This is a genomic window from Bacteroidota bacterium, assembly GCA_020161395.1.
Classification (GTDB): domain Bacteria; phylum Bacteroidota; class Ignavibacteria; order Ignavibacteriales; family Ignavibacteriaceae; genus UTCHB3.
In genome coordinates this window covers 25,515-40,546 of record JAIUOE010000001.1, presented here as the reverse complement: position 1 = coordinate 40,546, position 15,032 = coordinate 25,515, and the positions used below count along the sequence as shown (strand labels likewise).

The window sequence follows — 15,032 nt, the reverse complement described above, 5'->3', positions numbered from 1 at the left end:
TTACGACTCGATTGATTTAAAAATAAGAGAAAAAAGATATGAATCAGACGATAGAAAAATTTATTTCAAAAAGATCATTTGCCCTTGCAGGAGTGTCGAAAGATTCCCGGAAATTCGGAAATGCCATACTTAAAGAACTAGCAGGCAGAGGCTTTACGGTTTATCCTGTTCATCCATCACTTGACAGTGTTGAAGGGGTGAAGTGTTACAGAAGTCTCGATCTCGTGGTCGAATTCACACAGTCTTTGATAGTGTGTGTAAAACCCGATAATGCTGTCTTTGTAGTAAAGGAAGCTGCGGCTGCAGGATTCAGATCGGTCTGGTTGCAGCAGGGTTGCGGAACAGTGGAAGTGAAGGCTGCAGCAGAAAAAGCCGGTCTCGAGGTTGTCGCCGGAAAGTGCATCCTCATGTACACTGAACCCGTTGGTGGATTACACAAATTTCACAGAGGTATAGTCAGGCTTTTCGGGAAATATTGATTAATTTTCCGAGGGCACTTATTATTATATTATATTTAAGGTTGAGTTTATACATTTTCCCGTAAAAAAATGTCAGTTAATCTTGCATTTATCAATTAACAAATTTGAGATGTGAAAATGAAATGTCCCGAATGCGGAAAAGAAACCCCGTCAAATAAAAGTCACTGTCAGGAATGTGGAGCAAAATTGAAAACAGAATTCAGAACATGCGCAAACGGTCATCAATATTCAGGTGACTACTGTCCTTATTGTCCGGCAGAAGACCGGTTAAGCGGAGTCCCCACGGTAGTGGAAGAGAGACCGGCACCATTGTCAGAAGACAGAACTGTTATCGAGAAAGGCGGCCCTTCTGTTTCAGCCTACCAGTCACCTGCGTCATACCCTTCACCAGGAGACAGAACCGAAATCGTAACCCCCGCGAAGCAACCATTACCCGGTCAGCCGATGCTCGCACCACTCGGCAGCGAGAAGGTGAATCCGGCAGGAAGAAAAATAGTCGGTTTTCTCGTCAGTTACGATATCGACCCTCTCGGAATGGTTTACAATCTTTATGAAGGAAGAAATCTCATAGGCAGAATTCATCCGGCATCAGTTCTCATTCCAAACTCGAGTGTGAGCGACAAACACGCCCTGATACTCTACAGAGACGAAAAATTTTATCTTGCTGATGAGCTATCGACTAACGGAACTTTTGTAAATGGTGAAATGATCGAGGAAAAAGTGAAGCTCGCTGACCGTGACGAGGTGAAATTTGGAGAAATAAAAACAAGATTCATCATTATTTAGTCTGAACAGGCAGTTCAAACTTTTTATCGATAAATTGAGAAAGAACTTAAGATGAAAAAAGTAATTCATTCTGCGTTTACAAGGGCATTGTTTTCAAATCTGCTGTTTGCCATTCTTCTTCTTTCGGCACCATTTCAGGCAGATGGACAGGGATTGAATGCAAGATACATCAAGAGTAACACAAAGGAATTTCCGAGGAATACCCTCACTTCCCTGCTCGTGTACGACAATTATGGAGTAGCAGTAAAGGGGCTCGACAAGGGTAACTTTACAGCCTTCCTCGACGGGAAAGAAGGAAAAATCAACTCGGTTTCCACTCTTGCAGCCACCGGAAAAGGGATATACACAGTCCTCTGTTTCGATATTTCAGGTTCGATGAAGGGGAAGCCGATCGAAGATTCGAAGGCTGCGGTTCTCCGGTTTATTAATGAACTTGGCGACAAGGATTACCTTGCCATCTACAGTTACGGAGAAGATGCAAATCTTGTAGCAGACTTCAGCAACGACAAGGGTTATCTCACCGAACAGGTGAAAAAACTTTCTGCGAAAGACCCCCATACCTCGCTTTTCTATGGAGCCAACAAAGGACTTGAGAAACTTCGTGACAAAGCAAAAGCCGATGAACCGGTAAACCTTATAGTCATCGGTGACGGCAACAACGACAGTCCCAACGGCGCCTACTCGATTGATGATGTGATCGCAAAAGCCAAGGAAATTGGTGTCCCCGTTTTCACATTTGGGTACACTTCCGCTGACAGAATTTCCCTTCAGAACCTTGAGAAAATTGGAAATGAGACCGGTGGCAGATATTATGAATCGCCCGGGAAGGAACAGCTCGACGAGAATTTCAGAAAGATGCGTGACAACATCATGAACATCTACATCCTTTCCTACTCGGTCTTTGATCTTGAAGGAAAAGGTCAGGATGTGAATGGAGTTTTTACTGCAAAAAAAGATCAGTTGAAAAGTGAAGTAAGCGGAAAGGTGAATCTCCCTCCTTCCAAAGCTGCCGCAAAACCGGAGGATACCACAGAATTCCCGCTCCTGTATGTGCTGATTGGTGCCGGGGTGCTCCTCCTTGTTGGTGGAATTGTGCTCATTGTAACAAGTTCGAACAAGAAAAAAAGGCAGGAAGTTGAAAGACGCCGCCGTCAGGAAGAGGAAGCCGAAGCTGCCAGACTCGCTTTACAAAGGGAAAAGGAAGAGTTCGAAAAGGCTAAATCACCCGTCGAGACTCCTGCCCGTCCCGTTTCAACATCGGGGAAAACCGTGGTGGATGAACCGTTTGCACCGACTGTAACCGAACAGGGTGATGCCGGCAGAACTGTGATAGTAAGACCCGGTCAGGGATCGGGAAGTGTTTCCACCCTCTTTCTGGATGTGAAGGTCGGGGAACTCGCCGGACAACAGTTCACAGTCACAAAATCGGGAGCCATTATCGGCAGATCTCAGGCGGATGCCACACTGGTGCTGCCCGTATCAACCGTGTCAAAAAGACATGCAAAAATTTCCTGGAACAATGCCGGCTTCGTAATAGAAGACCTTAATTCATCCAACGGTGTATTTGTAAATATGAACAGGATAACAGGACCAGTGCTGATATCGGATGGAAATTCATTTAAGATTGGTGGCTGCGAAGGTCACTTCAGAATAAAATAGCCGGGAAAAGGAAATGGCAGATAAAATTAAACTCGAGTTTGGGAACAGATCTGATGTTGGTCAGGTAAGGAAGGCGAATGAGGACTATTTCGGCTACTACAGCGGTGTGTTTGGCGAACTCTTCATTGTTTGTGATGGAATGGGCGGGTATAAAGGAGGCAAAGTGGCTTCCACTACCGCAGTTGAAGCCATCAAGAAACACTTCGAGGGAGTGAAACCGGGAGCCGACCTGAGAATGGAGCTCTTCAATTCCTTAAAGCTTGCTGACAAAGAGATAACCATTAAGGCGGAAGAAGATCCCGAACTCGGAAGAATGGGCTCGACTGCTGTGGTTGTGCTTATTAACAACAATCACCTCTACTTTGCCCACATCGGAGACAGCAGAATTTACCGTATCCGTGAAGATGAGATAGAGAGACTGACACGGGATCACTCCCTCGTTCAGGAGATGGTTGACAGCAACATTATCACCGAGGAGCAGGCTGAACATCACCCGCAAAAAAATGTGATTCTTCGCTCTCTTGGTCCCAATGGCAACTCTGAACCACAGGTCGACCCCAGAGATGAGGTTTTATTCAAGGATGATATTATTGTCCTCTGTTCGGATGGACTGACAGGTCATGTGGAAGACAGGGAGATCAGGGACATTGTTCTTAAGAATCCTCCCATCGAAGCATGTAACAAACTCGTGAATCTTGCCAACGACCGGGGTGGCAAGGACAACATAACCGTCCAGGTTATCAAAGTCGCCGAAGGGAAAAGGAAAGCTGCAAGTCTGAAGGACAAAGCAAAACTGACGCAGGCAGGTATAATTGCAGGTGTTGCACTTCTGGTTCTGATTCTGTGGTATGTCTTAAGCAACTTTAATCAGAAAGTTGTGATTCCCGAATCAAATGAAGTCGTAAACACGGCAAAAGACACCACTCAGGTGAAAAAAACCGACGACACTTCAAATCAGTCAAAAAAGAAGCAGGACGCGGATAAGACTGGAAATACCGATACTAAGCAAGGCAATGGAAACTAACCCAACGACAAAGATTTTATGTTCACAGAAAACCAGATTATAAAAGACGAATACAGAATAATCCGTAAAATCGGTGAAGGCGGAATGGGTACAGTATATCTTGCCGAGGATATCCACATGCAGCAGGAAGTGGCAATTAAACTGCTGCATCCGGCACTTACCACTGATCCGGAAATCGTCGAGAGGTTTAAAACCGAAGCCAAGGCACAGTATAAGCTGACACATCCGTATATCGTCAAACTTACCCGGCTGGTTCAGTATGGCGATGACTATTTCATTGTAATGGAATATGTTGACGGCATGACTCTTAAAGAGATGCTCCGGAAAACGGGGCTGCTTCCGGAAGACAGGGCACTGCCGATATTTCATAAAATCCTTCGCGGTCTTGCTTATGCCCACTCGCAGGGGATAATCCACCGTGACATAAAACCCGGAAATATCATCATTGATGGTAAAAGCGGTAACCCGAAGATTACCGATTTTGGAATAGCGAAGATTCTTGGTGACAAAGGGATGACGCAAACAGGGACGAAACTCGGAACTGTTTATTACATGTCTCCCGAACAGATAAAGAACCCGAAGGCGGTCGATCAAAGAACTGATGTCTATTCGCTTGGTGTGACTCTCTATGAAATGTTAACGGGGAACCTCCCCTATAACACGGGGCTTGATTCAGAGTATGATCTGATGAACGAGATCGTTAATACACCTATAAAAAATCCTCTCGACTACTATCCGCATATCTCCCCCGGTGTGGTAAAAATGATTTATCACATGACCGCAAAGGACAAGTCAACAAGATACGGACATTGTGAGGAGTATATCGATTTCCATCTTCGAAATGCAAATGAAGAAAAGCAAACTCCGTCACAGAAGGTATCCAGTGGCTCCGCTTCATTCCTCCTTTTGCTTGCCCTGACAGCGGTTGTGGTTCTCCTCTTTATTTTTGGTAACGATCTTACCAAAATGATCAAAGGAGGTAAGATAGTGAAGGATACCGTTACGGTAAACAAGGACTCAATTGACAAGGTTGAGTTTGACAAACTGCAACGGGAAAAAGAGAAAATGAGAAGAGACAAGGAAGCGAAAGCCAAAAAAGATTCCATAGATGCCGCAAAGGCTGATACCGTGAAGAAGAAAAAACCGGCAGTCGATGAGGAGACAATTCCCCCCGACTCAACCCAAAATTGAGGTGGACAATGTTCGAAACTGTTGACAGAAAATATTATAATAATATCAGACTGGGAGCAATTGTTTTTGCAACGGTTGTGGTGCTTTTTCTCCTTGTCGATTACCTTGCATTTTCCTCGAAAGAAAAGGGTGTGGAGGCAGCGATAGTTACCTCTGATCTTAGTGTCGAGGAGTTTGATGATTCCACTCTGAAAATCACCATTCCTCTGATTATAAAAAACCATCTTGCATTGGCTATTACCCCCGGTAAATTCGAAGTCAGGTTTGGCGGGAAAAATATAAAACCAAGAAACGCCGATTTCTCAGTCGGTGCCGGAGAATCGGATACCATTTCGCTGCCCCTGGTATTCGATTTGGAGGAGAAAGACTTGCTCCATAAACCAGTTGAACTCACAATCTCTCTGGAAACCGGGATTTTTTACAGAAACTGGGATATCAATTACTCCGGCAAAATTTCACCTGATTCAGTCCTTGACCGGATAATGAGTGAGACAATCAGGGCTTTCACCGATAATAACGAGCACATTAAAGGGAAGTACAAAGAAGAGGGTGGGAATTTGAAGGCAACAGTCTCAGTAAAAAATCCTTTCTCCTATTCCGTTAAAATTTCTTTTGATGAGAAAATTATTCTAAATACAGGTTCCGGTACCGCAATCAATGTGACCGAAAAACCGCTTCCGGTCGAAATTCACCCTATGGATTCTGCAGAAATAAAATTCGTGTTCCCTCACAAAACAGAAAAGCCGACAAAAGACAAAGATAAATCAAAAGATAAGTCCAATGAGAACAAACACTCAAAGTCATTTGAAATCACCGGAAATCTTGTGGTCAAAGTACTCGACATGGAGAGAAACAGGCGAAGAAGTATTTCACTAATAGAACTCGGGAAGTAAGTCCAAAGCTCACCGGCAAAACTTCATTACAGATAGTCAACAATTACGCTGAATCCCTCCCTCAATATTAAAAGAGGTTTCGGACTTGATGTAATTAATATTCACAAAAATTTTCCGAACCTCCGCATATTCTCCCTATATACTGATACATCACTTTTCAGGCAGAAGATGGGAAAAATCGTTCACACATACGAGTTATTGGAGCAGTTGGGGCAGGGTGGAATGGGTGTGGTTTACAAAGCCAGACACATCCATTTCAACGAGATTTATGCGTTAAAGAGACTTTGGGAGCAGTACAGTAAAGACCCTGCAGCATTAAAGCTGTTCCTGAATGAAGGTGTGACATTGAGGGGTCTGTCCCACAAGAACATCGTCAGAGTTTACGACTTGTTCAGCGTGAGTGAAGACTACTACATAGTCATGGAATACATTCAGGGAAGAACCTTGAGTGAAATCATAAAGCGGGAAACCGGTCCGATATACCGTGAGAGAGCCATCAAGTTATTTAAGCAGATGCTTGAGGGCATATCCTACATCCACAGCCGGCATGAACCGATAATCCACCGCGATATAAAGCCCTTGAATGTTTTGGTGACAGCTGATGATACGGTAAAGATAACCGATTTTGGAATAGCGAAGGCTTTGGAAGGAGGCGGAGGGCATGCCAGCACTGTGGTGAAGGGAACCCCTGTGTATATGAGTCCCGAACAGATAATATCCCCCTCCACAATAGATATCCGTACAGATGTATATTCACTTGGAATGACCTTCTATGAGATGCTGTGCGGTCACACCCCGTTTGAATCAAGTAAAGATACGACACCCACCTCTGTTTACGCAACAATAATGACAGGGAAAGTACCTCCTCCGACACATTTTTACCCCGGCATCTCAGATGCCCTGTCAGATTTTGTAATGAATGCGATCGATAAGGAGAGAGAATACCGTTTCCCAAGTGCAAATGAAATGCTCAAAGAACTCGAGAGACTTGAAAGAAGTGGTGAGACAGTTTATCAGGAAATACCGAAATTTGTTCCGCCGAAGGTGAGTGAAGTGGAATATCAAAGACAGCCTAAACCCGAACCTAAAAAACCTGAATCTGAACCTGAAACAAAACCAAAAACAGAATCAGTACATTCAAAATCCAGGGAAACATCCGCTGCAAATTCAAAACAAAGTTTAACTTCGAACGAAAACCGATATTATTGGATATGGTTTGTCGTTATGGCGGTTACTGCAGTAGCATTATATATTTTGCCGTCATTGCTCGTGAGAAAAGTGCCAACACTACCCGCAGTCGCAGATTCTGTCGCAGTTGAGATATCTGCACCAGCCACTAAAGCCGCAACCACTGACACTGCAATATCTGTAAAACATTTAAATGAAATGATTGTCGTTGAAGGTGGCGTTTTTCAGATGGGAAGTAATGACGGACAATCGGATGAGAAGCCGGTACATTTTGTTACGGTAGGAAGCTTTCAGATTGGGAAATATGAAGTTACACAGGAATTATGGGAGAGTGTGATGGGGAGTAATCCCTCAAATTTCAAGGGGAAGAGAAAACCGGTTGAACAGGCTTCCTGGTACGATGCAGTTCAGTTCTGCAACAAATTGAGTGAGACGGAGGGATTACAGAAGGCATACGCGGGAAGCGGAGAAAATATAATCTGCGACTTCAATGCAAACGGATACAGACTACCAACAGAAGCAGAGTGGGAATATGCAGCAAGAGGAGGAAACAAGAGCAAAGGATATACATACATCGGGAGCAACAACGCAGACGAAGTGGCTTGGTATAGAGATAACACAGGAAGAGAGACCCATACCGTTGGCGGGAAGCAACCTAACGAACTGGGGATAAATGACATGAGTGGAAATGTAGGGGAATGGTGTTGGGACTGGTACTCAAAATACACATCCTCAAGTCAGACGAACCCCAAGGGAGCTAATTCGGGGTCCGGTCGTGTGAGTCGTGGTGGCAGTTGGTGCTACGAGCCGGAATATTGTCGCGTTGCCTGCCGTTTTTTCAGCGCGCCTATGTATGGGGGCACCTTTATCGGATTCCGTTTGGCGAGAACAAAATAGTCTGTCTGACTCATCCCAATGAATCGGGAGGGATTAAAGTACCGAAGGCATCCCTGCGGGAGATTAGCAGGATTCGCTAAATCATGAATCAAACCCTCTTTGCGTTCTTTGCGGTTTCCCTTAAAAACTCACCGTTTTATCCGCCCAAATCACCATATTAAGACAATCCACCATTGTGGAGATCGGGCATGAAGTTGTATTCTCAAGGTGTCGTGATTTCAGGCAGGTGCCACATGCGAGAAGTTCACCCCCGATAGAGACAAAGAGTTTAAGCTGTTCATCCACATTGTATTTTTCGTGGGTGAGTCCCTCGCACTCGACCGCCTCACCCATCAGAAAAACTTTTGTTTCATGTCCTTGCTTCAATGAGGTAACTGCAAAACGGAAAGCATTCCACGCTTTTTCAAATTCTTTTGTTTCGATTATTACGCCGATTTTCATTTCTTTTCCAATCTAAAATGTTACTCTTCGTCACTAAGCAAAAAGTTGTTGCTTATCGCCTTAAATGAGAATCTTTTACCTGAAGTGGTTCTGAAAACCAGACCTTCACGGTTTGCATCAGGATTCAGGGCAGATTTCCCGTTTGCCATCGTCAGTATTTCATCGACAGATTGAGGGAGTTGAAGTGCCTCCTCGATTACAGGGACGGTTGCCAGACCAAATTCATCGATGATCGATTTGAACGACGGGTAATCGAAGTATTCATATTTATCGATATCAAACACATCGAAGAATTTTATGGTTTGTCCGCGAAGCCTGTAAATGTTTTTTTGAATTCCTTCACCGATCAGTTCGCCCTGCAGAGCAATATTTTTTCCGAGATTACGCAGTTTGTTCTCGATGTCCAACTCTTTTACGACACGCCAGTAGGTGTTTTCGGGATTTTCGACCAGTTCGAGATTCCTTGAACAGATGCCAAACTGACCGTCTTTCAGATATATCGTGATAGAGGTACCATCCACTTTTTCGGTTACATAAAAGAGTGAATCTTTATAGTTTGGGAGTGAATCGATGAGATTTTGGATTCTTTCTTCGTCTGTTTTGCTTATGAAACCGGGGAATGGACCCTTAACCTCGCCGGCGAGTTGTGCCGGAATTGGGGGCTCATACTTCACTACGCCGAGAATTTCAGTGACATCAGTTCCGGGAGGCGGCACTTCGGGATAACCGGGGAGTGATGACACGGGCAGAAGCAATCCCTGGCTTATTACACCTCGCAATTTTATGGTTTTCAGTCTGAATCCTTCGGTACCATCGGACATCTTTTTATATGATGACTTGCGGAGAAACTCGAATTCAGGCTGTACGGGGAGGAAGGAATCAACTTCGCAATAGATTGCCGGATCTCCCGGTTTGAATTCATCTTTTTTGATGACGACTTTCCAGCCGAGAACCGAGGCTACCTGGATTCTGTCTGCACCCTCTATCGGCTGCACATCTGAAATAATCTGTATTGTTGCAAGTTTTCTCATTCTGTCCTCATTCCTTAAAAATCACCTCTCTAATTTAAGCATCAATCCATTAAAAACGAATCTGAACAGACTTAAAACCGGAAAAAATTTTTCGCAAAAACAACCTGTTCATAAAACTCTGACTGTCGTGTCCGAAGTGCATTCTCTCGTAAAATTTCCGTAAGTTTGGAGATACAATTTTTTGAAATCAGGAACAGTATTATGATATCAGATGCAATAAAACCCGCCGTAAGAACCGACAATATCACCTATGCGATCAGAGATATTTTACTTGTGGCAGATGAAGTGGCAAAAACAGGTAAAGAGATGCTTTATTTAAATATCGGTGACCCCAATATTTACGATTTCGAACCCCCCCGTCACCTCGTTGAAGCCTCTTACCGGGCAATGTTGATGAATAAAAACGGTTATGCTCCTTCTTCGGGGATAAAGGAAGCCGTTCAGGCAATCAGGGATGAAGGTGCAAAAAAAGGAATCAAAAACATCCGTGATGTCTTCGTTACGCACGGAGCGAGTGAAGCTATTGACATTTGTCTGACAGCACTTGTAAATGATGGCGAGAATGTCCTCACACCGACACCCGGTTACCCCCTTTATACAGCTATTTCTGCGAAACTTTCCGCCTACGAAAATCCTTATTATCTCGATGAATCAAACGGTTGGCAACCCGACATTGATGACATAAAGAAAAAAATAAACAGTAAAACAAAAGCGATTGTCCTCATTAATCCAAACAATCCGACAGGCTCACTTTACAAAAAGGAGATTCTGGAAGAAATCATAAAACTTGCTGAAGAGAACAATCTCGTGATTTTTGCCGACGAAATCTACGATAAACTCCTTTTCGATGGTCAGAAGCACATCTCCATCGCTTCGCTCAATTCGGAAGTTCCAATGATTACATTCGGTGGACTTTCCAAGAATTACATGGTCCCCGGTTTCAGAATAGGCTGGGGAATTGTAAGCGGAAATGAAGCCAAACTGAAAGATTATCTTGGAGCCATAAACAGGATTTTAAGATCCAGACTATCGGCAAACCACCCTGAACAATACGGAATCAAGATCGCTCTTGAAGGTGACCAGTCACACCTCGTGGACGCAATGAAAAAGCTTCAGGTGAGAAGGGACATTACTTTCGAAATGTTGAATCAGATCGAAGGAGTCAGTTGCGTTAAACCTGAAGGTGCTTTTTATGCTTTCCCAAAGATAGAAACGGACAAAACAGATTTCGAATTTGTGACGGGATTGATAAAAGAGACGGGTGTGGTTGTGGTACACGGCAGCGGATTTGGTCAGGTTCCGGGAACAAGACACTTCAGAGTGGTGTTTTTACCTGAGGATGATATATTAAGAAGAGCATATAAAAAGATTGGCGAATTCTACGGCAAGTTTGCTTAAAGTCTTTAATATATCTATATTTAAAGTTTGATTTATCGTACTTTCACGGACAAGTTTGGATAACATTAACATAACAACACTACCCGGTGGCACAACAGTTGTCACCGAGCATGTACCTTATGTACAGTCATTTTCGCTGGGCTTCTGGTACAATACGGGTTCATGTGATGAGACCATTGAAACGAGTGGTATCTCACATTTCCTGGAGCATATGCTATTTAAAGGCACAAAGCGGCGTACTGCAAAGAAGATTTCCGACGATATCGAATCCCTCGGCGGTTACATCAATGCTTTTACTGCCAAAGAGCATACATGCTACTATGCCAGAGGGATGGCTTCCAATCTCGGGAAGACATTTGATGTAATAGCTGACATGGTACAGTATCCACTCATGCGTGAGAAGGATATCAGAAACGAGATTGGTGTTATTCTTGACGAGTTAAACGATTTAAACGACAATCCTGATGAACTGATCTTCGACAAATTCGAAGAGCTGGTTTTCCCGGGTCTGCCACTCGGATACTCAATACTGGGTTCCGAGCAGACCATTTCGTCGTTTAATCATGAAATGGTGACTGCACATCACGCTAATCATTACACACCGGGGAATCTGCTGATTTCCGCTTCGGGTAACATTACTCATGATCAGCTTGTGAAGCTGGCTCAGAAGCATCTGCACAAATCGACGATTCGTGCTGAAATAAAGAGGGATTACGCAGGAACTCATCCGGGTATCGAGCATGTGATGCTGAGAGAGACCGAGCAGGTTTATTCCATTATGGGGGCAAAAAGTGTCGGCTACAACAGTGGACAGAGGTTGCCTCTAAACATTCTTTCCCTGATTCTCGGGGAAGGAACGAGCAGCCGGCTCTATCAGAACATTAGAGAAAAACTCGGAATTACATATCAGATTAACAGCTTTATCAATTTTTACAAAGATGCCTCTTCGTTTGGGATCTATTTCTCGACAAATACAGGTAATTTTGACAAGGCTATGAAGAATATAGAAAAAGAGCTCAACAAGTTCAGAGAGAGAGAAATCGATCACCGTGAACTGAAAAGAGCAAAAGAGTATTTGAAAGGAAGCATCCTTCTTACACTCGAAAGCACTTCCAACAGAATGATCAGAATGGCAAATCTGTTACTGAATCATGGAAGAATAATCCCTGTTGAAGAAGTGATACAAAAAATAGATGCAGTAACTGCGGAAGAGATAAAAGTTCTCGCCGACGATCTGCTTAGGTTCGAAAATTTTACAAAAGTGTTTATTAAACCGCAAACCAAACTGATAACTACCGCAGCATAGGAGAAGACCTGAATGGGAAAGTTTATTTTGGACGGACAGGAGATAGATTTTAAGCCGGGGCAAACGATAATTGAGGCGGCCAAGGAAGTCGGAGTGGATATACCCCACTTTTGCTGGCACCCTTCACTTACCGTATCCGGCAACTGTCGTGTTTGTTTAGTCGAAGTTGAAAGAATGCCAAAGCTCGCGATTGCATGTGCAACACAAGCTGCTGAAGGTATGGTTGTACATACAGAATCCACGAAAGCCCTCTCCGCCCGTCAGGCTGTTATGGAGTTCCTGCTTATAAATCACCCGCTTGATTGTCCTATTTGTGACGAAGCCGGTGAGTGTAAGTTGCAGGACTACACCTACAGTCACAGCATCGGTGAAAGCCGGTTCACGGAAGAAAAACAGCACAAAGAAAAAAGGGTTCCTTTGGGACCTCATGTGATGTTTGATGGTGACCGTTGTATCTCATGCTCGCGTTGCATCAGATTCTGTGATGAAATTGCCGGGGAAACCCAGCTCACCTTTGTAAACAGGGGTGACAGGGTTACAATTCAAACCTACCCCGGAAAAGAACTTGATAATCCATATTCACTAAATGTTACAGATATCTGTCCTGTAGGTGCTTTAACCAACAGGGACTTCAGATTCAAATCGAGAGTCTGGGACATGTCGAATACTTCCTCGGTTTGTCCGGGATGTTCCAGAGGATGTAATGTTGATGTTTGGGTAAGAAGCAATGAAATATTAAGACTTACTCCGCGTCAAAACGATGATGTAAACAGCTATTGGATGTGCGACAACGGTCGTTTGAATACCTGGAAAAATGTAAACGCTGAAGACAGAGTCGACGGTTGTCACATCAAAAGGGAAGCCGGATTGAGCAAAGCAACATGGGATGAGGCACTTTCAAAAGCTGCTTCCGACCTGCACAGTTACAAACCGGGTGAAATCGCCCTTATCGGTTCAGGAAGAATTACGGTTGAGGATAATTTTATTCTCTCGAAAGTTGCAAATCACCTTCACTGCAATAATCTTGATTTCCCGAGACACACAATTCCCGGCAGCGGTGATGACATCCTGATACGCGATGAAAAATCACCGAATGATAATGGTGCCCTCAAGGCAGGCGTAAAACCTGTTAAAGATGGATTGAACCTGGCAGGTATTCTTGTTGCCATCAATGAGAAAAAAATAAAAGCTCTGGTTGTGGTGGAAGAGGATCTGGCAGCATTCGATCCGGCATGGGCTGAAGCATTGAAAAAGCTCGACTTTTTAGTAGTTCTTGCTTCCAATTTCAACGCAACAACTCAGTTTGCAGATGTTGTCTTCCCGGCAGCCACCTGGACAGAAAAAAATGGTGTATTCATCAATTTCCAAAACAGAGCACAGCGAATTCGTCCTGCGGTTACAACTGAGCAGATGGATCGCAGTCTTGACGGTCTTGCGATGAGCAGACTCGACAAGTTTGGAACGAAATATGACCGTTGGGGCAACTACAAAAAATATGATGCCAAACCGTCATGGAAGATACTTCTCGATCTTGGTCACCTGTTCGGATTAAAAGGCAAATTCGATATGGCAGAGGATGTCTGGGAAGAATTTACAAAGCACCACCCCGGTTTCCATGGTATCACTTATGATGAACTTGGAGAGTCGGGAATTACAGTTGAAAAAGAATTACTTAAAGTTTAAAGAAGAGACAGATTAAATGGAATCTTGGATAATTGCCGGCATTGCATTGGTAAAAGTGCTTATAATAGCAAATATCATGCTGCTAACGGTTTCTTATTTGGTTTATTTTGAACGGAAAATATCTGCCTGGGCACAGAGCAGGGTCGGACCAAACAGGGTAGGACCCGCAGGGCTTCTCCAGCCGTTTGCCGATGTGTTCAAACTCCTTCTGAAAGAGGATATTGTTCCCGACAAGGCAAATAAACCAATTCATACTTTGGCACCATTTCTCGCACTGTTTGTAGCTTTTGCCACATATGCGGTCATTCCGATAGGACCCGATGTGGAAATGTTCGGAAGGACAATAAACCTTTCGGTAGTCTCGAACATCAACGCCGGGATTCTTTATGTAATGGCACTCACATCAATAGGTGTGTATGCAATCACGATGTCGGGCTGGTCTTCAGGATCAAAATATTCGCTTATTGGCGGAATCAGATCCTCGGCACAGATGATATCTTATGAGATATCGATGGGATTCTCCATTGCCGGTGTTTTAATCTTCTCGGAATCGTTGTTACCACAGAAGATCGTGGAATCACAGGCGGGATTGATGTGGAACGCTTTTATTCAACCGATTGGTTTCATCACATTCGTTACAGCGGCTTTTGCAGAGACAAACAGACTTCCCTTTGATCTTCCCGAAGCAGAACCTGAGCTGGTTGGTGGTTTCCATACTGAGTATTCCAGTATGAAATTTGCTGCATTTTTCCTTGCAGAGTATGCAAACATGATAATTGCCTCAGCCCTTATCGTCACCCTCTATTTGGGTGGATGGCAGGTACCGTATATTGAAAAACTCGGTTTGTCGTCAGGAGTTCAGGCATTGTTACAGGTTGGTGCATTCTTCATAAAAATGGGAGCGCTTCTCTTCTTTTTCATCTGGGTCAGATGGAGTCTGCCCCGTTTCCGTTATGATCAACTAATGAATATCGGTTGGAAAGTTATGTTCCCGCTTTCACTTCTGAATGTGCTTTGGGCAGCAGTTTTAGCAATGATTCTCAATTAGGATATCGA

The 15,032-nt window shown here is 43.9% G+C and carries 13 protein-coding genes; 11 read left to right on the top strand and 2 right to left on the bottom strand.

The genetic code is table 11. From position 1 onward, the window contains the following. Nucleotides 1-38 precede the first annotated feature (38 nt). The 7 genes from LCH52_00190 to LCH52_00160 all read left to right on the top strand — a co-directional run bounded on the left by LCH52_00190 (nt 39) and on the right by LCH52_00160 (nt 8,117). Nucleotides 39-479: a CoA-binding protein gene (locus tag LCH52_00190; protein MCA0386891.1), complete on the top strand. Its 441-nt coding sequence runs from the start codon at nt 39-41 to the stop codon at nt 477-479. A gap of 186 nt (nt 480-665) precedes the next feature. Next, the gene (locus tag LCH52_00185) at nt 666-1,265 is read left to right on the top strand and encodes an FHA domain-containing protein (protein ID MCA0386890.1); all 600 of its coding nucleotides are present in this window, start codon (nt 666-668) and stop codon (nt 1,263-1,265) included. Nucleotides 1,266-1,316: 51 nt separating this feature from the next. Further along, a complete protein-coding gene (locus LCH52_00180; protein MCA0386889.1) occupies nt 1,317-2,924 on the top strand; it encodes a VWA domain-containing protein in 1,608 nt (535 codons plus the stop codon). Nucleotides 2,925-2,937: 13 nt separating this feature from the next. Then, nucleotides 2,938-3,948, top strand: a complete 1,011-nt coding sequence (locus LCH52_00175; GenBank protein ID MCA0386888.1) for a Stp1/IreP family PP2C-type Ser/Thr phosphatase — start codon at nt 2,938-2,940, stop codon at nt 3,946-3,948. An 18-nt stretch (nt 3,949-3,966) separates the two neighbouring features. Further along, on the top strand, nt 3,967-5,139 hold the full coding sequence (locus tag LCH52_00170; GenBank protein ID MCA0386887.1) for a serine/threonine protein kinase: 1,173 nt from the start codon (nt 3,967-3,969) through the stop codon (nt 5,137-5,139). 8 nt (nt 5,140-5,147) lie between these two features. Beyond that, nucleotides 5,148-6,032, top strand: a complete 885-nt coding sequence (locus tag LCH52_00165; GenBank protein MCA0386886.1) for a hypothetical protein — start codon at nt 5,148-5,150, stop codon at nt 6,030-6,032. Nucleotides 6,033-6,200: 168 nt separating this feature from the next. Further along, nucleotides 6,201-8,117, top strand: coding sequence for a bifunctional serine/threonine-protein kinase/formylglycine-generating enzyme family protein (locus tag LCH52_00160; GenBank protein MCA0386885.1), 1,917 nt, complete (start codon nt 6,201-6,203; stop codon nt 8,115-8,117). A gap of 120 nt (nt 8,118-8,237) precedes the next feature. On the opposite strand, the gene LCH52_00155 is transcribed toward LCH52_00160, so the two are convergent. After that, nucleotides 8,238-8,558: a DsrE family protein gene (locus LCH52_00155; protein MCA0386884.1), complete on the bottom strand. Its 321-nt coding sequence runs from the start codon at nt 8,556-8,558 to the stop codon at nt 8,238-8,240. Between the two features lie 20 nt (nt 8,559-8,578). Further along, nucleotides 8,579-9,589, bottom strand: coding sequence for an RNA ligase (ATP) (locus LCH52_00150; protein MCA0386883.1), 1,011 nt, complete (start codon nt 9,587-9,589; stop codon nt 8,579-8,581). A 201-nt stretch (nt 9,590-9,790) separates the two neighbouring features. Between LCH52_00150 and LCH52_00145 the strand changes: the two genes are divergently transcribed. Genes LCH52_00145 through nuoH form a run of 4 tightly spaced genes read left to right on the top strand, consistent with a single transcriptional unit; the run spans nt 9,791 to nt 15,024 of the window. Beyond that, complete coding sequence (locus tag LCH52_00145; GenBank protein ID MCA0386882.1) at nt 9,791-10,987, top strand: aminotransferase class I/II-fold pyridoxal phosphate-dependent enzyme; 1,197 nt, start codon at nt 9,791-9,793, stop codon at nt 10,985-10,987. 55 nt (nt 10,988-11,042) lie between these two features. After that, nucleotides 11,043-12,293 (top strand): insulinase family protein, encoded by a 1,251-nt coding sequence (locus tag LCH52_00140; protein ID MCA0386881.1) that lies wholly within the window; start codon nt 11,043-11,045, stop codon nt 12,291-12,293. A gap of 12 nt (nt 12,294-12,305) precedes the next feature. Continuing rightward, complete coding sequence (locus tag LCH52_00135) at nt 12,306-13,976, top strand: molybdopterin-dependent oxidoreductase (protein ID MCA0386880.1); 1,671 nt, start codon at nt 12,306-12,308, stop codon at nt 13,974-13,976. A 16-nt stretch (nt 13,977-13,992) separates the two neighbouring features. Next, nucleotides 13,993-15,024 (top strand): NADH-quinone oxidoreductase subunit NuoH, encoded by a 1,032-nt coding sequence (gene nuoH / locus LCH52_00130; protein ID MCA0386879.1) that lies wholly within the window; start codon nt 13,993-13,995, stop codon nt 15,022-15,024. Nucleotides 15,025-15,032: the final 8 nt, after the last annotated feature.